The sequence below is a fragment of the Rhodococcus sp. USK13 genome, assembly GCF_018343855.1.
GTDB classification, from domain to species: domain Bacteria; phylum Actinomycetota; class Actinomycetes; order Mycobacteriales; family Mycobacteriaceae; genus Rhodococcus_F; species Rhodococcus_F oxybenzonivorans.
Map to the genome: position 1 here is coordinate 812,261 of NZ_CP069242.1, position 21,233 is coordinate 833,493.

Below are 21,233 nucleotides of genomic sequence, written 5' to 3' on the forward strand. Positions count from 1 at the left end.
TCTGGCCCCGGTCGGGCAAGTTCCCGGTCATGAACGTTCGTACCCTTCGTCAGCTGGATCCGGCTGGCCGCGGAATCGGTGCCACAGCCGGCGGCCGGCGAGGAACAGCAGCAGAGTGCCCGCACACGCTGTCAGGATCGCCAAGGCCTGCCCGTACGCGTTGGACCGTACCGTCACGCTGGTCGGCTCACCGAGTTGCTGCCCATCGGCCGTGGTCAGCGAGAAGGTGACGACGAGCTTGCGGGAGTCGTTGGCCTCGGTGGGCACGGTCAGCGTCCGGCTGCCCCGCGGCGGCAGTGGCGTCGGCCCGATGTCGGTAATGGTCATCCCGGACGGCGCGGCTACCTGCAGCTGGACAGTGATGCCCACGGGCAGGTCGTTCCGTGCGACGAGCAAAAGGGGGCTCTGTTCCGACGCCAGGGTGTAGACACCGCCGGGGGACACGACGGTGACGGCTCCGAACAGGTCGTTCATGGTGTCGGCCACCTGCTCGGTGCGCAGGTCGGATGCCTCGCTCGCCGAGTCGTGCTCCTCGTCACGGCGATGGGCGAGGCTCATCGAACGCAGCAGATCTTCGCGGAGCGGTGCGGTGAACCGCTCCGGGGTCAGCGTGGCCTGCGGGTCGTCGATCAGCGCCGTGTTCAGTGTCTCGATGCGGGGTATCTGCTCGGCGACGGCGTCGCGGTGGTGGGCGGGAATCCCGTCCTTGTTGGCCTGGTCCGGGTAGTCCAGTGACGACAGCTCCGGTGATCCGGGTTGGCGACCCAGCAGAGTGGGAAGTGGCCGGGGGGTGGCGAGACCGGTCCGGATCATCGACGACACCGTCGACAGAATCGTCTCGGCGTCGTCCTCGCCGGCGGTCCACAGTTGGGGCGGCACCACCATGAGGGAGCGCGGTGTCCCGGAACTGCGGGCGACGGCCGGTTCGAGTGCAGACCAGGACACGGCACCCAGGGCGTCTTGCAACCGGGCTGCCTGCGAGTCGTCGGTGAGGTCGAACCGGGCCCGCGCGGGGGTGTACGAGGGAGTCTGCGGCGTGGTGCCGGTCGCGGCCAGTGCAGCGCCGACCGCAGGATCGAACAGCAGCGCGTCGAGGCTGCCGGTGGGCGCGGATGTCCCGGTGGCCGCGGGGGTCGTTTCACCGTTCCCGGGCACCGGCGCCTGCGCCGGACTGGCCTCGATGACGTGGGCGCTGTCCCTCGGTGCGTCGGTGTCGACGGCGTTGGCGGCGAGCAGGGTGGTGGTGGGCTGATCGCGGCGTAACAGCTGTGCCGTGTCGTCGTCGAGGACTCCGGCGTCGCCCCACACGAAGTTCCGCAGCGAGGTGACCCCGAGGATGTTGTCGACGATGTCGGCGGGAGCCTCGAGAGCGGCGGCAGTGAGCTCGGTGTTCCCCACGGCACTGATCGCGGACAGATCGGCCTGGGCGAACGGCACCGACGTGGTGCACATCGATGCGGCGAGCGACCGGGCTCGCTCGAGCCAGTCCGCCGCGGCCTCCCGGCCGGTACCCGCGTGCGCAGGCCCGGTGGGGTCGGACGGATCGTCCACCACCAGATAATCGCGGGTCATGTTCTCGACCGTGATGAGCAGGTCGGGGTCGACGGCCAGACACGTGCTGTCGCGAAGTGCATGATCTCGATCCACAGCGTCACCGGTGGCGAACTCCGCGGACGCCAGCAACTCGTGGAGGCGTCCGCCGTCGGCAAGTGAGGTCGCGAGCTCGTCGTCGACGAGACGAACCGGGTCGGTGACCGAGCCCGGCACTCCGGCGGCGAGTCGCGGCCGGTCGGCGAGCGGCCACAACATGGTGACCGCGACGGGGCTGGAAATGTCGGGTGGAATTGCCGGCGTACCGGGCACCCCGAACACGGGGAGCAGGAAGCGGGCATCGTCCAGGCGCGCGGCGCCACCGTACTCGGGGGTGCCGTTGACGTTGACCAGCATGGGGTAGACGCCGGGTTCGGTGATGTCGAGTGCGGGATCGGTGTCCGACCGCAGTGGCAGGGACAACGTGAACTGCTTGCTCTGGCCTTCGTCGAGGCTCTCGGCGACCGTGTCGAACATGCCGACCGTGTCGAACCGCGACTGGTCGAGTGTGAGGGAGGTTCGAAGGGCATCGCTGCTCGCGACGGCGGGGGCCCGTTGCAGGCGCACGCTGACGTCGCTGACCGTGCGGTCGCCGATGTTCTTCACCGATCCCGACACCGTGACGAAGGGATCGCTGGTGGTGGTGACCGTGTTGGGGGTGACCTTGTCGATGTGCAGCTCGAGAAACTCCGGATCCTCGTCGACGGTCTGGCTCCCGGCGCTCACCGGCGGAACGGGATCCTGGGCAACAGCCACTCCGGTGCCGATGGGAGCGAGAGCAACCACGAGTGCGGTCGATGCCGCTGCCCCGATCCGGCGAAAAGCCATTCTCATCCGGCGTCGTGCCCCTTCTGGAGCTTCAGATCGGGGTCGGGAAGAGTGGTTGTCATCTTGGAGATCAATTCACCGGCGATTTCTGCGAGTTTCCGTTCGTCTGCGTAGGCCAGGCGTGACCCCAGCTCGGCGAGCGGCACCCACGCTACCTCGGTGACTTCCACGTCTTCGTCGGACAGTTCCCCGCCGAGGAAACGGAGCAGATAATGATGCACCGTCTTGTGGACACGCCTGCCCTCGGTGACGAACCAGTAGTCGATGCTGCCCAGTGAAGCCAGGACCGTGCCCTGGATGCCTGTCTCCTCTTCGACCTCACGCATGGCGGTCTGCTCGGCCGTCTCCCCTTGCTCGATGTGCCCCTTGGGCAGCGACCACAGCAGACGGCCGCGCCGATCGGTCCGCCCGATGAGCGCCGCGCACAGGTTCTCCCCGGGTCCGTCGAGACCGTTGACCACCAGACCACCCGCCGAGGTTTCCCGAACCGTCCTCATGTGGGGTTTCGCGGGTTTGCCGACGGCGCCGCGCCGCCGCGAGTTGCGGCGACTCCTGTTCGCACGTTCGGCAGCAGACACCCCATCGATAGTAGTTGCCTTCCCGGCGTCTCCCTGATTGCCGCACCCAACCGAGACGCTTCGTGACGGTCCTGTGGTGATCGAAACTTCGAGGTGACGCCCTCGCATGCATACCCCGCTATTTGCGCACCTCGGTAAGCTTCCTGGACGTGACTGTCCCTTCTCTCGACGACGAGCGCCGTACGCGACTGCTTGCCGGCGCCGCGGTGACGCTGCGCGAGCTGTCCGAAGTCCTGACGCCGCTCGGAGAGAGGTTCGCTGCGGCGGGCCACGAGCTGTACCTGGTGGGCGGGAGTGTCCGGGACGCGATTCTCGGACGCCTCGGCACCGACCTCGACTTCACCACCGATGCCCGGCCCGAGCAGGTGCAGAAATTGCTGTCGGGCTGGGCCGACAACCAGTGGGACACAGGTATCGACTTCGGGACGATCAGCGCCGCGAAGGCGGGGCAGCAGATCGAGATCACCACCTACCGGGCCGACGCGTACGACCGGGTGTCGCGCAACCCCGTCGTCTCGTTCGGGTCGAAGCTCGAGGACGATTTGGTGCGGCGAGACTTCACGGTCAACGCGATGGCGGTGAAGATCGGTGCGGACGGCTCGCAGGACTTCGTCGATCCGCTCGGCGGGATGGATGCGCTTCTGGCCGGTGTGCTGGACACCCCGTCGGCTCCCGAGAATTCCTTCGACGACGACCCGCTGCGCATGCTGCGGGCCGCCCGCTTCGTGTCGCAGCTGGGTTTCACCCTCCACGAGCGCGTACATCGGGCGATCACGGACATGGCACCGCAGATCGAACGCATCACGGCCGAACGGGTGCGCGCCGAACTGGACAAACTGATTCTGGGCGAATTCCCCAATGACGGCATCAACGTGATGTGTGAGACCGGGCTGGCCGACCACGTGCTGCCCGAGGTGCCGCAGATGAAGCTCGAGATCGACGAACATCATCAGCACAAGGATGTGTACTGGCATTCGTTGACCGTGCTCGCGCAGGCCATCGACCTCGAGGACGGCGACCCCGACCTCGTGTTGCGGTGGGCTGCGTTGCTGCACGACATCGGTAAGCCGGACACCAAGCGCAACGAGCCGGGCGGCGGCGTGAGCTTCCACCACCACGAGGTGGTGGGGGCCAAGTTGGTGCGTAAGCGGATGCGCGCTCTCAAGTACTCCAAGCAGATGGTGGACGACGTCTCTCAGCTGGTGTTCCTTCACCTGCGTTTTCACGGCTACGGCAAGGGTCAGTGGACGGATTCGGCGGTACGTCGCTATGTCACCGACGCCGGACCGCTGCTGCCGCGGTTGCACAAGCTGGTCCGCGCCGACTGCACCACGCGTAACAAGCGGCGGGCGGCGGCGTTGCAGGCCACCTACGACGACATCGAGGAGCGGATCGCGAGGCTGGCGGAGCAGGAGGATCTCGCCCGGGTGCGCCCCGACCTCGACGGCAACGCGATCATGGAACTGCTGGGCATTCCCGCGGGTCCCGACGTGGGAAAGGCATGGCAGTACCTGAAGGAGCTGCGACTCGATCGTGGTCCCCTCACCCGCGACGAAGCGGAGGCCGAACTGCTGTCGTGGTGGGCGTCGCAGCGGGGCTGACCCGCGGCGACGGGTGAGAATTGCTTACCCGACCGGCTCACCTGCGGTGACGCCCGTCACAGGTATTGCTGCCATACCCCTCTCGACTCACCACCCCGCTGCTTCTCGGGTGCGACAGACGTCATCGAACGCTCACGGGGGTTAATCCCGACGAAACACACCAATCGGCACTCTTGATAGGGGCCGAGAACCAGGTGGACATGTCGCGGCCGTGCAGGTGAAGGAGCAGTCGATGCAGCAGCAGAAAGCCGGTACTTCCACAGTGAAGACCGCCTGCTCGTACTGCGGTGTCGGCTGCGGCATGGTCCTCGAAGTCGAAACGAACCCTGAGACGGGTGCGCGCCGCGTTCTGAAGGCGTCCGGCGACAAGGAGCATCCGACCAATTTCGGCCGGTTGTGCACCAAGGGCGCGACGAGCGCCGAGATGCTGGTGGCCGGTGGCCGGATGGAGACCGGCTACCTTCGCGACGAGCGCGGCGAGGCACCGACGGCTGTGCACGTCGACGCCGCGATCAGCGCGACGGCACGCCGGCTGAAGGAGCAGATCGACAAGCACGGACCGGACGCGGTCGCCTTCTACGTCTCCGGCCAGATGTCCATCGAAGCGCAGTACCTCGTGACCAAGCTGGCCAAGGGGTTCGTCGGCACCAACCAGATCGAGTCCAACTCACGCCTCTGTATGGCCAGTGCCGCCACCGGGTACAAGCAGTCGCTGGGCGCCGACGGCCCCCCCGGGTCGTACCAGGACTTCGACAAGGCCGACGTGTTCTTCGTGATCGGCGCCAACATGGCGGACTGCCACCCAATCCTGTTCCTGCGCCTCCTCGAGCGCGTGAAGGCGGGAGCGAAGCTGATCGTCGTGGACCCGCGGCGCAATACGACGGCCGACAAGGCCGATCTCTTTCTGCAGATCACGCCCGGTACCGACCTCGCATTGCTCAACGGCCTCCTGCACCTGCTGGTGAAGAATGGGCACACCGACCCCGCATTCATCGCCGAGTTCACCGAGGGTTGGGAGGTGATGCCGGAATTCCTCGAGGAGTACACGCCCGACAAGGTCGCGGACATCACCGGCATCCCCGAAGCCGACATCCGACAGGCCGCCCAGTGGATCGGCGAGGCCGCCGAATGGATGACGTGCTGGACGATGGGCCTCAACCAGAGCACCCATGGCACCTGGAACACCAACGCGATCTGCAATCTCCACCTCGCCACCGGCGCGATCTGCCGTCCCGGCAGCGGACCGTTCTCTCTCACCGGCCAGCCCAATGCCATGGGTGGCCGCGAAATGGGATACATGGGCCCGGGTCTGCCCGGTCAGCGGTCGATCCTCGCGGCCGACGACCGCGCGTTCGTCGAGAACCTGTGGGACCTGCCCGAGGGCACCATCCGCACCGAGGTCGGCACGGGCACCGTCGACATGTTCGAGCAGATGGTCGCGGGCCGAATCAAGGCCTGCTGGATCATCTGCACCAACCCTGTCGCCACCGTGTCGAATCGGCGAACGGTCATCGAGGGACTCGAGGCAGCCGAGCTCGTTATCACACAGGACGTGTTCCTCGACACCGAGACCAACGGTTACGCCGACATTCTGCTGCCGGGCGCGCTGTGGGCCGAGTCGGACTCGGTGATGATCAATTCCGAGCGCAACCTGACGTTGCTGCAGCAGGCCGTCGACCCGGTGGGTCAGGCGTTGCCCGACTGGAAGATCATCGCGCGGGTGGCCTGCGAGATGGGATACGCGGACGCCTTCACCTACGAGACGTCCGAGGACGTGTTCGAAGAGATCAAGCGCACGTGGAACCCGAAGACGGGTTACGACCTTCGCGGCATCACCTACGAGCGGCTCCGCCAGATGCCGGTGCAATGGCCGAGCCCGCCCGGTGACCGCACCGACCGCAACCCCATCCGTTACGTCAATGACGGGGTGAGTCAGAGGCTGCTGTCGGCTCCCGACGGCTCGCTCCCCCGGCTCGCCTTCGCCACCCCGAGCGGGAAGGCAGCCTTCTTCCCGCGACCGCACATGCTGCCGGCCGAGCTGCCGGACGACGACTACCCGTTCGTCCTCAATACGGGTCGGCTGCAGCACCAATGGCACACCATGACGAAGACGGGCAAGGTGGCCAAGCTCAACAAGCTGAACTCGGGACCCTTCGTCGAGATCAACCCCGCGGATGCGCGGCGGCTGTCGATCTCCGACGGTGACAAGGTCGAGGTGGCGTCGAGGCGTGGCCGCGCGGTGCTTCCCGCGGTCGTCAGTGACCGGGTGCTTCCCGGTGGCTGTTTCGCGCCTTTCCACTGGAACGACTCGTTCGGCGAGTACCTCAGCATCAACGCCGTCACCAACGATGCCGTCGACCCGATGTCGTTCCAGCCGGAGTTCAAGGCCTGCGCAGTGTCACTGACTCGCGTGGCACCGGTGTCGCAGCCGGCGGTTCCGGAGACCGGCGGATCCCAGCTGCAGCTCGCGAGCCCAGCCGATGAACTGACCCAGCTTCTCGGACTGGATGATTCGGCTCCCCCGAAGTTCGACGAACACGAACGCACTTATCTTTCGGGGCTGTTGTCGGGACTGCGGTCCACCGAGGTCCGTGGCGTGCCGGTCCTTCCCCGGGACGCCCCGATCTCGGGTTCCAAGCGGGTGTGGCTCGACGGGATGCTCGCCGGTCTGTTCTCACGTTCGGGCGACACAGCCGGGGTCGCCGCGCAGAATGGCGGCGCGGCAGGTACTGAATCGGTCCAGCAGCCTGTCGTGGTGGTGTGGGCCTCGCAGACCGGCAACGCCGAGGAGTTCGCCGCCGAATGTGCCGCGCAACTGCAGGCGGCCGGGCACGGAACACATCTGATCAGCATGGACGACTACGACGTCGGAAGCCTGCGCGGTGTCCGTGACCTCCTCATCATCACCAGCACGTTCGGTGACGGAGACGCGCCCGACAACGGCAGCAGCTTCTGGTCGGCGCTCAGCAGTGACGAGGCACCCACACTGACCGAAACCCGATATGCGGTATTGGCTTTCGGCGACTCCAGCTACGACGACTTCTGCGGCCACGGTAAGCGGCTCGATGCTCGGCTCGAGCAGTTGCAGGCCAAGCGTCTCACCGCCCGCGTCGACTGCGAACCCGACTACGAGGATCAGGCACGCGAATGGCTGGCGCAGGTGCAGAAACTGGTTCGCGACAGGGAGGCCGTCGAAGGTGTGGCAGTCGCTTCCGTCGCGCCCGCGCCCGCGCCGAAGAAGGCAGCGGCCTTCACGCGTAAGTCACCGTTCGTCACCCGCCTCACGAAGAACGTGCGCCTCAGCGCGGCGGGATCGTCGAAGGACGTGCGACAGTTCGGTTTCGAGGTCAGTGATCCGGAGTTCGTCTACGAGGCGGGTGACGCGCTCGGCGTCTGGCCGACCAACAGCGACGCCGTCGTCGACGAGTGGCTGAAGGTGACGGGGCTGAAGCCCGATGTCCCGGTGACCGTGGCCGACCTGCCGGAGATGCCGCTGCACGAGGCGTTGCGGACCAAATTCGAGATCACCAAGGTGACGCCCGAGCTGCTCCGGTTCGTCCAGAGTCGTACGCAGGACACCGAGCTGGCCCGATTGATGCGACCGCAGAACAAAATTGCCCTTCAGCAGTGGTTGTGGGGCCGGCAGTCGATGGACGTGCTCGGGCAGTACGGCGTTCACGCCGAGGTCGAGGAGTGGCTCGGCGTTCTCAAGCGGCTCCAGCCGCGACTGTATTCCATCTCGTCCAGCCCCAAGATCGATCCCGGCGAGGTGCAGCTGACCGTCTCGGCCGTGCGGTACAACCACGAGGGCAAGGACCGGTCCGGCGTCTGCTCCACGTTCCTCGCGGATCACTGCGACGAGGCCGAGGTGCCGATCTTCGTGCAGAAGTCGGCGCATTTCCGACCGCCGGCGTCGGCGGATGCGCCCATGATCATGGTGGGCCCCGGCACGGGAATCGCCCCGTTCCGCGGATTCCTGCACGAGCGGCGCGAACTCGGGCACACGGGCAAGAACTGGATGTTCTTCGGTGAGCAGCACGAAGCGACTGACTTCTACTACCGCGAGGAGATGGAAGCTATGCACCGCGACGGATTTCTCACCCACCTCGATGCAGCATTCTCCCGCGATCAGCGGCAGAAGATCTATGTGCAGGACCGCATCCGCGAACACGGAGCGAAGTTGTGGAACTGGATGCAGGAGGGCGCGTACCTGTACGTGTGCGGGGATGCCAGCCGGATGGCGAAGGACGTCGACGAGACGATCCGAGAAGTGGTCCGCACGCACGGCAGGCTCGACGAAGAGGACACCGAGCTTTACATGAAGCAGTTGTCCACTGACAAACGGTACGTACGCGACGTGTACTGATCCGCTTCTGCGGGTCGTATCGCTTGATCATTCCGCAAACGCGCGCATACGATGAGCGTTATGACGCATCCGCGGAGTCACGCCTAGATGACGCGCATCCGGGTCCGCCAGGCCGCCGAACTGCTCGGCGTCAGCGACGACACCGTCCGGCGGTGGATCGACAACGGCAGCCTCCTCGCCGAGAAGGACGACTCCGGGCGCATGGCCGTCGACGGCGCGGCACTCGCCGAGTTCGCCCGCGCCCACGCGTCCGCGTCGCCGGATCTCCTCGGATCGGGGTCCTCGGCGCGGAATCGGTTCACCGGGATCGTGACGGCCATCGTCTCCGACACGGTGATGTCGCAGGTGGAGCTGCAATGCGGGCCGTTCCGGGTGGTGTCCCTGATGAGCAGTGAAGCCGTACGCGACCTCGGGCTCGAACCCGGGAAGATCGCGGTGGCCGTCGTGAAGTCCACCACGGTCATTGTCGAAACTCCCGTCGAGACCTCATGAAGCAGAACTCGAGCCGAGCAGTCGCCGTCATCGCCCTGGCCGTGCTCATCCTCAGAACTCTGTCCGGGTGTGGCTCCGACGACACCGACCCGGGTGAACGGATCACGGTGTTCGCGGCGGCCTCCCTGAAGTCCACCTTCACCGAACTCGCGGAAAGATTCGAGGCAGAGCATCCGGGATCTCGGGTGGAGTTCAGCTTCGCCGGTTCTTCCGATCTGGCAGCCCAGCTGGATCAGGGTGCTCGCGCCGACGTATACGCGTCCGCAGACCAGCGCAACATGGCCAAGGTCGTCGATGCGGGACTCACTGCGGGTAGTCCTGTCGACTTCGCCACGAACAGCCTGACCGTCGTCACCGCGCCCGGAAACCCGAAAGGGATTACCACCCTCGCTGACCTGGCCCGTCCGGGAACCTTGGTGGTCACCTGCGCGCCGCAGGTGCCGTGCGGCTCCGCGACGCAGATGGTCGAATCGTCGACGGGTGTCGATCTAGCACCGGTCAGTGAAGAGTCGTCGGTGACGGATGTCCTGAACAAGGTGATCGCCGGGCAGGCGGACGCCGGACTGGTGTACGTCACGGACGCGACCGGAGCGGGTGACGCTGTGACGGCGGTGGCCGTACCCGAGGCCGCGCAGGCGGTGAACACCTATCCCATAGTTACTCTTGCCGATTCAGGCGCGCAGGAAACGGCCCGAGAATTCGTCGAGTTCGTCACCGGACCCGACGGCCGGGCAGTTCTTGCCGCTGCAGGATTCGGTGAGCCGTGACCCGTCCGGCACGTACGGTGGTTCCCTCCGGGCTGCCGCGCTGGCTCTTCGTCCCGGCGGCTGTCGGGGGGTTGTTCGTCGTCCTTCCGTTGACGGCGATGCTGGCAAGCGTCGACTGGCCCCGATTCGTCGAGTTGGTCACCTCCGAGTCCTCGCTCGCCGCGCTGGAGCTGAGTCTGCGTACTGCTGCCGCCAGCACGGTGCTGTGCATCCTCCTCGGTGTACCGATGTCGGCAGTATTGGCGCGCAGTAGCTTTCGGGGTCTTCCCGTGCTGCGGTCGCTGGTGCTGCTGCCGTTGGTGCTCCCACCCGTCGTGGGCGGAATCGCATTGCTCTACACGTTCGGCCGGAAGGGTCTCATCGGACAGCATCTGGAAGTGGCGGGAATTTCCGTCGCGTTCACCACCACGGCGGTCGTGCTCGCACAGACCTTCGTGGCATTGCCGTTCCTGGTAGTCAGTCTCGAAGGGTCGCTCCGTACCGCGGGCAGGCGGTACGAGTCCGCCGCGGCCACACTCGGAGCCGGCCCCACTACGGTCTTCCGCCGCGTGACTCTTCCACTTGTGTTGCCGGGATTGGTATCCGGAGCCGTGTTGTCGTTTGCGCGGGCACTCGGTGAATTCGGCGCCACCCTGACGTTCGCCGGCAGCCTCGAGGGGGTCACTCGCACCCTTCCGCTGGAAATCTATCTCCAGCGGGAAACGGATGCCGATGCGGCAGTGGCGTTATCGCTGGTTCTGGTGATCGTCGCGGTGGTCATCGTCGTGGGGTCGCGTGGCTGGGCGTCGAGAGCGGTGCCGTGAGCGGGCTGAGCCTCGATGCGCGGATACAGGCCCGCGACATCGAGATGGCCGTCGACGTCGCGGAGGGTGAGGTTCTGGCCGTCCTCGGCCCGAACGGCGCCGGCAAGTCGACACTTCTGTCCGTCGCCGCCGGACTGATACGGCCCGACGCCGGCCGGGTCGAATTGAACGGCCGGGTACTCACCGACACCGACGCCGGGATCGCCGTTCCACCGCATCGCCGGGGAATGGCGCTACTCGCGCAGGAGGCGTTGCTGTTTCCGCATCTCACTGTCGCCGCCAACGTGGCCTTCGCCCCCCGCAGCGCCGGACGGAGTCGCAGGGAAGCACGGACCATCGCCCGGCATTGGATGGACGCCGTCGACGCGACGCAGTTCGCCGACCGCAGACCCCACCAGTTGTCGGGTGGGCAGGCTCAACGTGTCGCGGTCGCGCGGGCTCTGGCGGCGGATCCTCAGGCGCTCCTGCTCGACGAACCGATGGCGGCTCTGGATGTGGCTGCGGCTCCCGCGTTGCGGGTTCTGCTCCGAAAAGTCCTGCGCGAGGAGCATCGGACCGCCGTCGTCGTCACTCACGACGTCCTCGACGCACTGGCGCTGGCCGACCGCGTGATCGTGGTGGACGGCGGAAGAGTCGTCGAGTCGGGGTCTGTGCGCGATGTGCTTTCCCGGCCCCGCAGCTCGTTCGCGGCGCGGATCGCAGGACTCAACCTCGTGGCCGTCTTCGCTACCCCGTCCGGGTTCGAGACGGAGAACGGTGTCCGGATGCACGGCCTGCCCGACGACGACGTGGGAGGCACCGCTCCGGCCGTCGCAGTGTTCGCGCCGCATTCGGTGGCGGTCCACCGGCGCTCACCGGAAGGCAGTCCGCGCAACGTCTTCGGCGTGACCGTGACCGAAATCGAGGTGCGCGGCCCTATCGTGCGGGTGCGGGCGGTGACTGCCCGTGGTCGGCTGGAACTGAGCGCCGATGTGACAGCAGAATCCGTCGCCGAGCTCGATCTGGTACCCGGACTCGACGTGTTCTTCGTCGTCAAGGCCACCGAGGTGGCAATCCACGCCGTGAGTACTTATTGACATCCCGTGGTTAACAAGTACTCACGGGTGCGTCAGCGCAGGGACGCGTGCATCAGGTAGACGTTGTAGCTGTCCCACTCCGACATCGTGAAGTACAGGTCCTTGTCGGTGGACCACGGATGGATGAAGCCGCCGTACGCCTTCGGGTAGTCGGCCGTGTCGACGAGGGTGGCTCCGCCGGACCAGACGCCCTGGGGGGACGAGGATTGGCGGAGGATGATCCGCCCGCCGATGGGCTCGAGGTAGCTCATCAGCCACGTGCCGGTGCCGGTGTCGTAGCGAACCGACAGCTCGCTGGCCACCCCACCGACGATCGGGGTCGCGAGATGTTCGGAGACCGGCGTCCATGTTCCGTTCGACCAGTACTGGTACGACGTGGTGTTGAGTACCTGATCGACCGGTACCCGGGCCAGGCCGATGGTGCCGATACGCCCGTTCGGAGTGCCGAACATGTACACGTAGTCGCCGTGGGGGACCATGGCCGACACCTGGAACCGGGCGCCGAAAATGTTGTGCCACTTGGCGTGCTGATCCTTGGTCCACGTCTGACCGTTGTCGTCCGAGTATGCGATGCCGCCGTAGTTCGTGTACCACATGCCGGGCACCACGCTCCACCGTTTCACCGACATGTAGCTCAGGAACTGCCGGTTGCCGATCGTGAACCCCGACGTGGGAATGGTCGTCGTCTCGAAGTTGGGGATGTGCCGGCTGTCGATGATCTCGGCGGCGTGGCAGCGACTGTCCTGCACCATGCTGTCGATGGTCATGCCGTCGGACAGGTCGGTGTCCGTGCTGTGCCCGAGAACGTTGCTGCGCCAGTCTTCCCCGAAGGCGCCGGGCGGATTCCAGTCCTTACCGAAGGTGTCACCGAAGGCGATGGCCACCTCCCCGGGCTTCGTCTCCCAGATAATGCCGAGGTCCGTACCGTCCACCTGCCAGCGCTTATCGGTCCGATTTTCCGAACCGTGGCCCGTCAGCTGCGACACCAGGCGCACGTCACCGACCGCCGGGGTGCCGAGTGCTTCGGTGAGGGAGCCGCGTTCGGCCGGGTTGATCTGCACCGGGGGTGCGGGCTGCGGCGCGGGACCCGGGCCGCCGGGGACGGGGATCGGAATGGTTTCCGGTCGTGGGTCGATTTCGATCTTCGGAATGTGCAGCGCGCTCGACCCGGAGGATCCCGACGAGCCGACCTCGGGCTCGGGTTCCTCGATCTCGTCGGTGAGGTCCGGGCACGGGTCCGCGCACGGGTCGGCGGGTAGGTCTTGTGGCACGCGAGTCTGATTGACGGTAGGGCCGGGGACCGGCACCGGCACGAAGTCGGGGTACGGAATCGGGATGGCGATGGTCGGCGGTATCGGCGGTAGCAGCGGACCACCGGGAGTCGGGGGCTCCTTGGCCGGGTTGAACCCGGTCTCGCCACAGATGTTGACCGGCAACCACGAATTGATCTCCGCCGCAGCGGGACCTGCCGAGAACCCGATCGTTGCCGCGACGACGGCGGCGACGCACAACGGTGCTCCGGCAACAGACCAGGACTTCTCGACCACGGGACCCCTCCAGATCGGTGGTCGGAGTCAGGATGGACCGACCTGCACGTTCAGGGCAAAAGGTAACACCCGGTGGCGGCGTTCTCGGGTTCGGTGCCCGGCGTGCCCGGTCGCAGTCCGGTCACAGTACGGTGTCACGGTCGCATAGCATTTCGCTGATCGGGGCACCCGGGATGTGGCGAAGCCCCGGATTTTCCGGCTCCAGCGGAACCGGATGCGGTTGCGCTGCGTCGAATCCTTACATGGACCCTCTCGAGTATTCGTTCGGAACCGGCGCAGAAGCCCCCGCGACCTGGATCTCCCCAGCCGACCTCGATCTGGGTCCGTTCGGCGGAATGGACGCGGTGCGGCTCGACTTCGACGGTGACGGGCTTCTCGACGACGCTATGTGGGACGACAACGGCGACGGGACGGCCGACCACTCGGTGCTCGACTACGACGCCGGGGACGAAGCCCGCTACTTCACCGACCCCAGCGGCAGCGGGACGTGGGACCGCGAGGTGCGGGTGGCCGGCGACCACATCGAACCCGCGTACGACCTGCGTCGCCATCCGGATCCGGTGCCCGATCGACGGAATGACGAACCGTCCGACCCGAGCGTGCGCACGGTGGCTTCCGATCGGATTCCCGATGCCGTGACGGTCGGTGCACTTTCTCTCTGGCGGTCGGAGGCGGTACTCGGCCACGGCGGCAGCATTGACGTGGCCCCTGAGATCGGGGAGGGTAAGTTGTGATTTCAAACCCAGTACGGATCAACAAGGAGAATGGACCATGACCGACCTGACCACGTCCGCGGCGAGCGCTTTCGTCGCCGCTGCCGGCCTGGAACTCGATGAGGTATCGGGCACGAAAGTCGTCGGCCACATCGATCTGTCCGCCGAGCACCACACGCCGTGGGGTGTCGTGCACGGTGGCGTCTACACGACGGCAGTCGAGAGCGCCGCGAGTATCGGCGCGAGCACGGCAGTAGCAGACCGCGGCCAGTTCGCGGTCGGTGTGCACAACGGCACCGACTTCATCCGGTCCCGCACCGAAGGTCGCGTCGACGTGGTGGCCTTACCGATTCAGCAGGGCCGTATCCAGCAGTTGTGGTCGGTGGTCATCACCGCGTCCGACACCGGCAAAGAGGTGGCCCGTGGACAGGTCCGTCTGCAGAATGTGCCGCTGCCCGGTTCCGGATAGGAGGAGCGTCCAGGACCGCTCAGGGTCGGGCGCGACGTGTGTTGAGTAGGGCCGCGACGAGTCCCAGGGCGTAAAGGGCCGAACCGGCCAGAACCAGTCCGAGTGATCGGCCGTCGGGGGCGATCACGAGGGCTGCGGCGGCGATCGACGCGATGAACGCCACGTTGAACACCGTGTCCTGGAGCGCGAACACCTGCCCTCGGCGGTCGTCTTCGATGTCGATCTGCATGGCGGCGTCGCCGCTCAGCTTGATCGACTGCCCGGCGAATCCGAGGACCAGTGCACCCCACAGGAGGGAGGCCTGGGTGAGGGTCGCCACGAGCGTCGTCTGCGCCGCAAGGGCGAGGATCAACGCGGTGGTGATGGTGCGGGAGCGACCGATCCGCGGAATGGTGAACGGTGTGGAGATCGCGGCGAGCAGCATTCCCGCCGCGGTCGCGCCGACCGCGACACCGAACCCGGCCAGTCCTCCCGGTAGGGAACCGGCCCTGGACGTGTCTCGCAGCACGAGGACCATGATCAGCGTATTGGCGCCGAACACGATCCGATGCGTGCCGATGCCGATCATGGCGGTGGTGACGCCCGGGGACTGCCACACGGCCACGGCTCCGTTGCGCAGTCCCGATGCGACGGCACGGATCACCCCGTAATCCGCTCTTTCGTCCGCGTGTGGACCGAGAAGCCGACGATGGAATCGGGACGCCGCGAGAGCGGCGATCGCGGAACCGACCGCGGCGGCGGCGACGGCGATACCGGATCCGCGGTCGCCTGCGCCAGCGACACCGATGATGGCGACGGATGTCGTGGCTCCGAGAGCGGATACGACCGAACCGGTGGTGGTGAGCACGGAGTTGGTGGCGACCAGCCACGATTTGTGGACCACGCGCGGTAGCGCGGCGGAGACGCCGGCGAGTACGAACCTACTGACACCGATGGCGGCGAGGGCGAGGAGAAGGATCGGGAACTCACCGGCCCCGGACCCCAGAAGGGCGGCGGTCACCAGAATCAATACTCCGCGTATGACATTGGCCCACAGCAGCACCGTCCGACGATCCCAGCGGTCGAGGAGTGCCCCCGCGTAGGGTCCGATGACCGAGTAGGGAAGCAGTAATACCGCGAAGCCGGCAGCGATCGCCAGCGGGTCGGTCTCGCGCTCGGGATTGAAAAGGATGGCGCCACCCAGCGCCGCTTGGAACATTCCGTCGCCGAACTGGCTGGCGAATCGCACCGTGGCGAGCCGGGCCAGTCCGGGCGACCGGCGCAGGGTGTGTGCGGTACGGCGCCACGCCTCCCCGCTTCGTCGTCCTCGGGGGTTCCCGAGCTGTTCCGCCATTCACGGGACCTTATCCGGCCTGTGCGAGGGACCTCTCCCGCCACCACTGGACGGTCTGCTCTGCGGCGTCGGGCAGTGGCGTCGGCTTCAGCCCGAGTCGCTGCTCGCTGGCGGTCGAATCCATGACGAACGGGTTTTCGAACTGGTACATCATTTCCGCCAGCTCGCGGGAACCCTCGTGGAGGCGGCCTGCCGCTCGGAAAACCCATCCCGGGAGAGCGCTCACCTTCGGTGCCGGCACCCCCGCTGCGTCGGCGTAAGCCTGGACCATCTGCCGCTGGGTGACCGCGGGGGCCGTCGGCGCGTGCAGCACGGAGTTCCACAGGTCGCGGTCGTGTGCGGCGACGATCATCGCCGCCGCGAGGTCGGGGACGAAGGTGAAGGAATGGGGCGTGTCGGCAGAGCCCAGGACACGCATTGTCTTGCCGGCGAGCACAACCGGGACCATGCGCTCACCGGCGTGAGCGCTGAGCACCTGCGGACCGAAGAAGTCGGAGGCGACGACACTGACGGTGGGGGTCGAGGAGGCGGCGCGAGCGTCGAGCAGCCGGGCACGGATTCCGCGCTTTCCCGTCGTGGCGGACCGCCGCGTGGTCTCGGTCATGGGCTGCTGTTCGGTGTCGTAGGAGTAGAGACTTTCCGGAAACACGACCACCGCACCGACCTCTCCTGCCGCCTCCAGAACGGTGTGCTCGGCCGCGGGGAGGGTGCGCTCCCACGCCTCGGCGGTATAGGCGGCGTGAATGCAGTGGTAGACGGCGGTGGCACCCTCGAAAGCTGCACGTACGGCCGAGGGGTCGGATACGTCGACCGCCCTTCGCTCGATCAGCGGGTGTTCCGGACCGCTTCCGGAGCGGGTGAGCACGCGGACGCGTCGCCCCTGTTCTGCGAGCTGCTGTGCCACTGTCGCGCCGACGGGTCCCGCGCCGGTGACGATTTCGATGTTCGACATTTCCGCTCCTGGTGTGTGGTGTCCAAAGAGAGCACTGCTCTCTGTTTGAAGAATGCGCCCGTATGAGCGCAAAGTCAAGAGCACTGCTCTCGTTTGTTGACACCGCTCTCCGCGATCGGCACCCTGGACCCCATGCCGGCAACACCACGGGAACGTGCCCGAGAGCAGACGTTGCAGGACATCACCCGAATAGGCCGCGAACAGCTGGCGGCCGTCGGCGCCGCGGCGCTGTCGTTGCGAGCGGTGGCCCGGGACCTCGGAGTGGTCTCGTCCGCCGTGTATCGGTATGTGAAGAGCCGTGACGAACTGCTGACCCTGCTCGTCGTCGACGGATATAGCGAGCTCGGGGACGAGGTGGACGCCGCAGTCGCGGCCGCGCAGCATCCGCGGCAGCAGTTCCTGGCCCTCGGCCGCGCGGTGCGGGCGTGGGCTCTGCGTGAGCCGGCGCGCTACGGACTACTGTTCGGCAGCCCGGTTCCCGGCTACGACGCCCCCGGCGAACAGACCACGACGCCCGGGACCCGGGTCATCTACGCGCTGGTCCGCATCTTCGACGGTGCCTACCGCTCGGGCCTCCTCGACGCCGACGCATCCGCCCCCGTCGACGCCGGTCTCGCCGCCGACCTCGACCGGATTCGCGCGGAGCTCGGCCTCACCACTCCCGATCACCTGCTCGCCCGCGGGGTGCTGGTGTGGTCCAGCCTGTTCGGTGCGGTGAACTTCGAGGTCTTCGGTCAATACGGCGCGGATACGTTCACCGATCCGGCTGCCCTGTTCGAACACCATCTCACCGTGCTCGCCGACACTGCCGGGCTCCCGCCCGCCTGAATTCGTGCGAACCGGACGCAGCTCGCGTCCTGGGACACATCACTCTCGCCGCGGTGGGATGATGTTCGGGTGGCGCACGCAGAAGAACCCGAGGATCGAATGGCGTCGACGGAACCGGTGGTCCGCCCGGGGAGCTTGTTGGTCTCGTCCACCGATCTGGTCGAGCCCGCATTCCGTCGTACCGTGATTTATGTGATCGAACACAACGAGGCCGGGAGCCTCGGCGTGGTCATCAACCGCCCCAGCGAGACCTCGGTGCAGGAGGTGCTGCCACAGTGGGCACCGCTCACCGCCAGCCCCGCCGCGCTCTATGTCGGTGGTCCCGTCAAGCGTGACGCCGCGCTGTGCCTGGCCACCCTGCGGACCGGTGCGCTCATCGACGGGGTCGCGGGACTGCGCCGGGTGCACGGCCGCGTCGTGATGGTCGATCTCGACTCCGACCCCGAGGTCATCGCACCCCTGGTGGAAGGTGTTCGCATCTTCGCCGGTTACTCGGGCTGGACGTTCGGGCAGCTCGACTCGGAGCTGCAGCGTGACGACTGGATGGTGGTGTCCGCGCTGCCGTCGGACGTCGTGGCGCCGGCGCGCATCGACGTCTGGGCCCAGGTCCTGCGACGTCAGCCTCTTCCTCTCGCCCTGTTGGCCACTCACCCGATCGACGTCGAGCGCAACTGAGCCGACACACCTCGAGTACGTCCCGGGGTCTGTCGGAGACGGGTGGTATCAACAGAGCAGGACGAAGTAAGGAGGCAGCAGACGTGAACAGACCATGCGGACGTTGCGAGACGGCACTCGACCACTGCCACGGAACGTTGATCGTGCACAGCCGGCGCGGCATCGAGTGCACCGACGAGTCGTGCGTCGAGCTGTCCGAGGTTCGCCATACCCTGATCATCGACTGCGAGGAACTCGGCGACGGATGCTTCTGCACCGCGGAGTTCACTGCCGAACTGCGTCACGCCTCCTGAGGGATCGGCCCCAGATCCACGCCCACCTCGTGCAGGCGACGGCGTAACCGGGAAAGGTGGCTGCCCGGCCAGTACAGGTGGCCGCAGTTCCGGCACCGACTGAAGTCGCGCTCCCGTTCCGCCACTCCGGGCGGCACCTCGTGGCGTGCCTCGTCCCAGGACACCGTGGTCAAGGTCCCATTGCACCCCGCGCATCGGGTGAACGGCGCGATCCGTGCGTGGAGATCGAAGCGGTCCAGTACTTCCCGTAGCTGGCGGCGTGGATCGGTCTCGTGCAGGAAGGCGCCGTGGGTCACTGCCGCACGCTTGAGGAGGCCGGTGTCGCGGGTGAGGACGATCCGGTGCTCGGACACCGAAATCTCGACCAGTTCGGTGTCGTCGAAGTCGTTGCGGTACCGGGTGTCGAAGCCGAGTAACCGGAGATAGCCGGCGAGCCGGCCGAGATGCACGTCGAGGACGAACGAGGATTCGCGTAACGGTCGCGGTCGCAGTCGAGTGAGACCCGTGATGTCGACGCGTTCGAACACGGGATACACCGTGACCCGTTCGCCCCCGACGAGGCGGTGCGCGAAGTCGACCGAGATCTGGTCGACGAGCACGAGGTCCACTTCGGTGTGCGGCACGCCCAGCGCTTCGATGCGGTCCTTCACCGAGGGTGTGCCGATGAAGTAATGCGCGAATGTGCGCTTCCGCGACTCCGGCGCGAGGAAGTCGTTCAGCTCCTCGTAGAAGCGGAACTCGCACTGGCGAAGCGGTTCAGGCATCAGCATTCACTTCCTGAGGCCACAGTACTGGGCGACTCCTCGCGATCGCGCGTGTGCCGTCACCCTGCAGGCGGTGGACGACGACTGTCGACCCGGGCGCTCACCCCCGCCGTCGGTCGGCGAATGCGTTGAGGACCCCGGCCATGTCCTCGGCTTCCGCGGTGGTGACGGTCAATCGGTCACCGCACGCGGTGGTGACGATCACCGCGGGCCCTGTGCGGGTGACGACGCCGTAGTTTCGCGGCCCCTTCACTTTCAACCCCCACCCACCGAAGTCGTCGAAGGGCTTGACCACGTCGACGCGCGCACCCTCGATCTCGTCGATGCCGTAGTCGAGGGCGGTCATGCCCATGTTGATCACTCGGATGCCGTCCTCGTCCACGATGACACGGAAGCGCAGGAGGCTGACGATCAACAGCCCGACGGGAACGAATACGGCGAGCGGCCACCAGCCGCCGGAAATGCGGCAGACGACGAGGGCGGGGACGACGCCGAGCAGAAGAAGCAGGATTCCGGACCCCGCTGTCCCGAAACCCACGGAGGCTGCCACTGCCGCAGATGCGGCGGCCCGGGGCAGGGTGACGTCGGGTCGACGCGTGGCCGAGACCCGGCGACGGTAGTCCCGCAGACACGCCGCGCCGATCATTCCGACACCGGCGCCGAGTACGGTCCCGGCGCCGAGGGACCACAGCGGAAGCTCGGTATCGGCCGGATCGGTGACGTCGAGTTGGACGGCAAGTATCACCACGTGCACGGTGCTGACCATGCCGACCACAGACAACCCGACGACGAGCATGGCGCGGCGCATCATGAGCAAGGCCGGCGCGAGGGCGGCAACGCCGGCGCAGCCACCGCCGAAGAGGACCGTCACGAGAGCGAACGTCCAGGCACTGGACATCGGGGTGGCGAAACCGTCCGCCGAGGTGGTGGTCCAATGCGTGGCGATTTCCGCGGGTAGCCGGGGTTCCCACAGCTTGGTCAGGAGCACGCCGGACAACGCGGCTACCACGGGCAGGATCACACCGAAGACGGCTCCGGCGGGGTCGACGATTTTCGAACTGGGCACCGGGTGGGCCGTCTGCAGCCGATCAGGACGGCTGGCAGGCGTCCTTCAGCGAGCAGGCTCCACAGGAGTTGCCGCAGGCACCGGTGTCGGCGGCGGGGACGGCTGCCGCGGCACGGGCACCGAGTGATCCGCCCGTACCCGCGGTGAGCGCGGCAGCGACGACGCTGACCAGGAGGGCGCCGATCCCGATGACTCCACCGACCAGAATTCCGGCGACACCACCGATGATCAGCAGCCCGGCCGCGGCGAGAAGCGTGGGGCCCGCGACCTTGTTCGCCAGGGCGAAGGCGTCGTCGTCGCGCAGTGTCTCGGCGGTCCGGACACCCGCCCACCGGTTGCGCGGCAGACGTTCGGTGAGGCCGGCCAGGGCGACGCCGGCAACGGCGACGGCGAGGACGAACAGCACGACGGAGGCAATCAACACGACACCAGGATACGGCGCACCCGGATGCGCAGGTGAGTCCGGGTGGGGTGAGGCTCTACCCTGGTTGA

The 21,233-nt window shown here is 66.9% G+C and carries 19 protein-coding genes; 11 read left to right on the forward strand and 8 right to left on the reverse strand.

All coding sequences use genetic code 11. The features are described from left to right. Positions 1-27: 27 nt before the first annotated feature. Entirely contained in the window at positions 28-2,418 is a 2,391-nt protein-coding gene (locus JQT59_RS06565; protein ID WP_213577461.1) for a DUF6049 family protein, read from the reverse strand. Positions 2,419-2,420: 2 nt separating this feature from the next. After that, positions 2,421-2,996, reverse strand: coding sequence for an NUDIX hydrolase (locus JQT59_RS06570; protein WP_213575446.1), 576 nt, complete (start codon positions 2,994-2,996; stop codon positions 2,421-2,423). Positions 2,997-3,145: 149 nt separating this feature from the next. Between JQT59_RS06570 and JQT59_RS06575 the strand changes: the two genes are divergently transcribed. From JQT59_RS06575 to JQT59_RS06600, 6 genes are all read left to right on the forward strand, one after another. Continuing rightward, positions 3,146-4,597, forward strand: a complete 1,452-nt coding sequence (locus JQT59_RS06575; RefSeq protein ID WP_213575447.1) for a CCA tRNA nucleotidyltransferase — start codon at positions 3,146-3,148, stop codon at positions 4,595-4,597. A gap of 232 nt (positions 4,598-4,829) precedes the next feature. After that, entirely contained in the window at positions 4,830-8,963 is a 4,134-nt protein-coding gene (locus JQT59_RS06580) for a bifunctional nitrate reductase/sulfite reductase flavoprotein subunit alpha (protein WP_213575448.1), read from the forward strand. An 87-nt stretch (positions 8,964-9,050) separates the two neighbouring features. After that, positions 9,051-9,455, forward strand: coding sequence for a TOBE domain-containing protein (locus JQT59_RS06585; RefSeq protein WP_213575449.1), 405 nt, complete (start codon positions 9,051-9,053; stop codon positions 9,453-9,455). After that, positions 9,452-10,222 (forward strand): molybdate ABC transporter substrate-binding protein, encoded by a 771-nt coding sequence (gene modA / locus JQT59_RS06590; RefSeq protein WP_213575450.1) that lies wholly within the window; start codon positions 9,452-9,454, stop codon positions 10,220-10,222. The genes JQT59_RS06585 and modA overlap by 4 nt, the downstream gene beginning before the upstream one ends. Continuing rightward, a complete protein-coding gene (locus JQT59_RS06595; protein WP_213575451.1) occupies positions 10,219-11,025 on the forward strand; it encodes an ABC transporter permease in 807 nt (268 codons plus the stop codon). The genes modA and JQT59_RS06595 overlap by 4 nt, the downstream gene beginning before the upstream one ends. Further along, positions 11,022-12,101: a sulfate/molybdate ABC transporter ATP-binding protein gene (locus JQT59_RS06600; protein WP_213575452.1), complete on the forward strand. Its 1,080-nt coding sequence runs from the start codon at positions 11,022-11,024 to the stop codon at positions 12,099-12,101. Before JQT59_RS06595 ends, JQT59_RS06600 begins: the two co-directional genes overlap by 4 nt. Before the next feature lie 32 nt (positions 12,102-12,133). Here JQT59_RS06600 and JQT59_RS06605 read toward each other — a convergent pair whose 3' ends face one another. Beyond that, entirely contained in the window at positions 12,134-13,648 is a 1,515-nt protein-coding gene (locus JQT59_RS06605) for a glycoside hydrolase family 183 protein (protein ID WP_213575453.1), read from the reverse strand. A gap of 242 nt (positions 13,649-13,890) precedes the next feature. Between JQT59_RS06605 and JQT59_RS36735 the strand changes: the two genes are divergently transcribed. Continuing rightward, entirely contained in the window at positions 13,891-14,382 is a 492-nt protein-coding gene (locus JQT59_RS36735; protein WP_249354178.1) for a hypothetical protein, read from the forward strand. 37 nt (positions 14,383-14,419) lie between these two features. Beyond that, positions 14,420-14,830, forward strand: a complete 411-nt coding sequence (locus JQT59_RS06615; RefSeq protein WP_109334736.1) for a PaaI family thioesterase — start codon at positions 14,420-14,422, stop codon at positions 14,828-14,830. Positions 14,831-14,849: 19 nt separating this feature from the next. Here JQT59_RS06615 and JQT59_RS06620 read toward each other — a convergent pair whose 3' ends face one another. Both JQT59_RS06620 and JQT59_RS06625 read right to left on the reverse strand, forming a co-directional pair. Further along, positions 14,850-16,163: an MFS transporter gene (locus tag JQT59_RS06620; protein ID WP_213575454.1), complete on the reverse strand. Its 1,314-nt coding sequence runs from the start codon at positions 16,161-16,163 to the stop codon at positions 14,850-14,852. 10 nt (positions 16,164-16,173) lie between these two features. Beyond that, the gene (locus tag JQT59_RS06625) at positions 16,174-17,115 is read right to left on the reverse strand and encodes an NAD-dependent epimerase/dehydratase family protein (protein ID WP_213575455.1); all 942 of its coding nucleotides are present in this window, start codon (positions 17,113-17,115) and stop codon (positions 16,174-16,176) included. A gap of 132 nt (positions 17,116-17,247) precedes the next feature. Between JQT59_RS06625 and JQT59_RS06630 the strand changes: the two genes are divergently transcribed. The 3 genes from JQT59_RS06630 (at position 17,248) to JQT59_RS06640 (ending at position 18,911) form a co-directional block, all read left to right on the forward strand. After that, the gene (locus tag JQT59_RS06630; RefSeq protein ID WP_213575456.1) at positions 17,248-17,943 is read left to right on the forward strand and encodes a TetR/AcrR family transcriptional regulator; all 696 of its coding nucleotides are present in this window, start codon (positions 17,248-17,250) and stop codon (positions 17,941-17,943) included. Between the two features lie 69 nt (positions 17,944-18,012). Next, positions 18,013-18,618, forward strand: coding sequence for a YqgE/AlgH family protein (locus tag JQT59_RS06635; protein ID WP_213575457.1), 606 nt, complete (start codon positions 18,013-18,015; stop codon positions 18,616-18,618). Between the two features lie 83 nt (positions 18,619-18,701). Further along, positions 18,702-18,911 carry a hypothetical protein gene (locus JQT59_RS06640; protein WP_109334731.1) on the forward strand — a complete coding sequence of 70 codons (210 nt, stop codon included), beginning with the start codon at positions 18,702-18,704 and terminating at the stop codon, positions 18,909-18,911. On the opposite strand, the gene JQT59_RS06645 is transcribed toward JQT59_RS06640, so the two are convergent. The 3 genes from JQT59_RS06645 to JQT59_RS06655 all read right to left on the reverse strand — a co-directional run bounded on the left by JQT59_RS06645 (position 18,899) and on the right by JQT59_RS06655 (position 21,165). Beyond that, positions 18,899-19,681, reverse strand: coding sequence for a Mut7-C RNAse domain-containing protein (locus JQT59_RS06645; protein ID WP_208959879.1), 783 nt, complete (start codon positions 19,679-19,681; stop codon positions 18,899-18,901). The two genes, JQT59_RS06640 and JQT59_RS06645, sit on opposite strands and share 13 nt — an antisense overlap. Before the next feature lie 94 nt (positions 19,682-19,775). Further along, positions 19,776-20,741, reverse strand: a complete 966-nt coding sequence (locus tag JQT59_RS06650) for a DUF1648 domain-containing protein (RefSeq protein ID WP_213575458.1) — start codon at positions 20,739-20,741, stop codon at positions 19,776-19,778. A 22-nt stretch (positions 20,742-20,763) separates the two neighbouring features. After that, positions 20,764-21,165, reverse strand: a complete 402-nt coding sequence (locus JQT59_RS06655; RefSeq protein ID WP_159926703.1) for an SdpI family protein — start codon at positions 21,163-21,165, stop codon at positions 20,764-20,766. Positions 21,166-21,233: the final 68 nt, after the last annotated feature.

Bases quoted from the DNA above. Each gene is read 5' to 3' on its own strand.
- JQT59_RS06620 (WP_213575454.1), bottom strand. From the start codon at position 16,163: ATGGCGGAACAGCTCGGGAACCCCCGAGGACGACGAAGCGGGGAGGCG.
- JQT59_RS06630 (WP_213575456.1), top strand. From the start codon at position 17,248: ATGCCGGCAACACCACGGGAACGTGCCCGAGAGCAGACGTTGCAGGAC.
- JQT59_RS06585 (WP_213575449.1), top strand. From the start codon at position 9,051: ATGACGCGCATCCGGGTCCGCCAGGCCGCCGAACTGCTCGGCGTCAGC.
- JQT59_RS06565 (WP_213577461.1), bottom strand. From the start codon at position 2,418: ATGGCTTTTCGCCGGATCGGGGCAGCGGCATCGACCGCACTCGTGGTT.
- JQT59_RS06580 (WP_213575448.1), top strand. From the start codon at position 4,830: ATGCAGCAGCAGAAAGCCGGTACTTCCACAGTGAAGACCGCCTGCTCG.
- JQT59_RS06615 (WP_109334736.1), top strand. From the start codon at position 14,420: ATGACCGACCTGACCACGTCCGCGGCGAGCGCTTTCGTCGCCGCTGCC.
- modA (WP_213575450.1), top strand. From the start codon at position 9,452: ATGAAGCAGAACTCGAGCCGAGCAGTCGCCGTCATCGCCCTGGCCGTG.
- JQT59_RS06645 (WP_208959879.1), bottom strand. From the start codon at position 19,681: ATGCTGATGCCTGAACCGCTTCGCCAGTGCGAGTTCCGCTTCTACGAG.
- JQT59_RS36735 (WP_249354178.1), top strand. From the start codon at position 13,891: ATGGACCCTCTCGAGTATTCGTTCGGAACCGGCGCAGAAGCCCCCGCG.
- JQT59_RS06625 (WP_213575455.1), bottom strand. From the start codon at position 17,115: ATGTCGAACATCGAAATCGTCACCGGCGCGGGACCCGTCGGCGCGACA.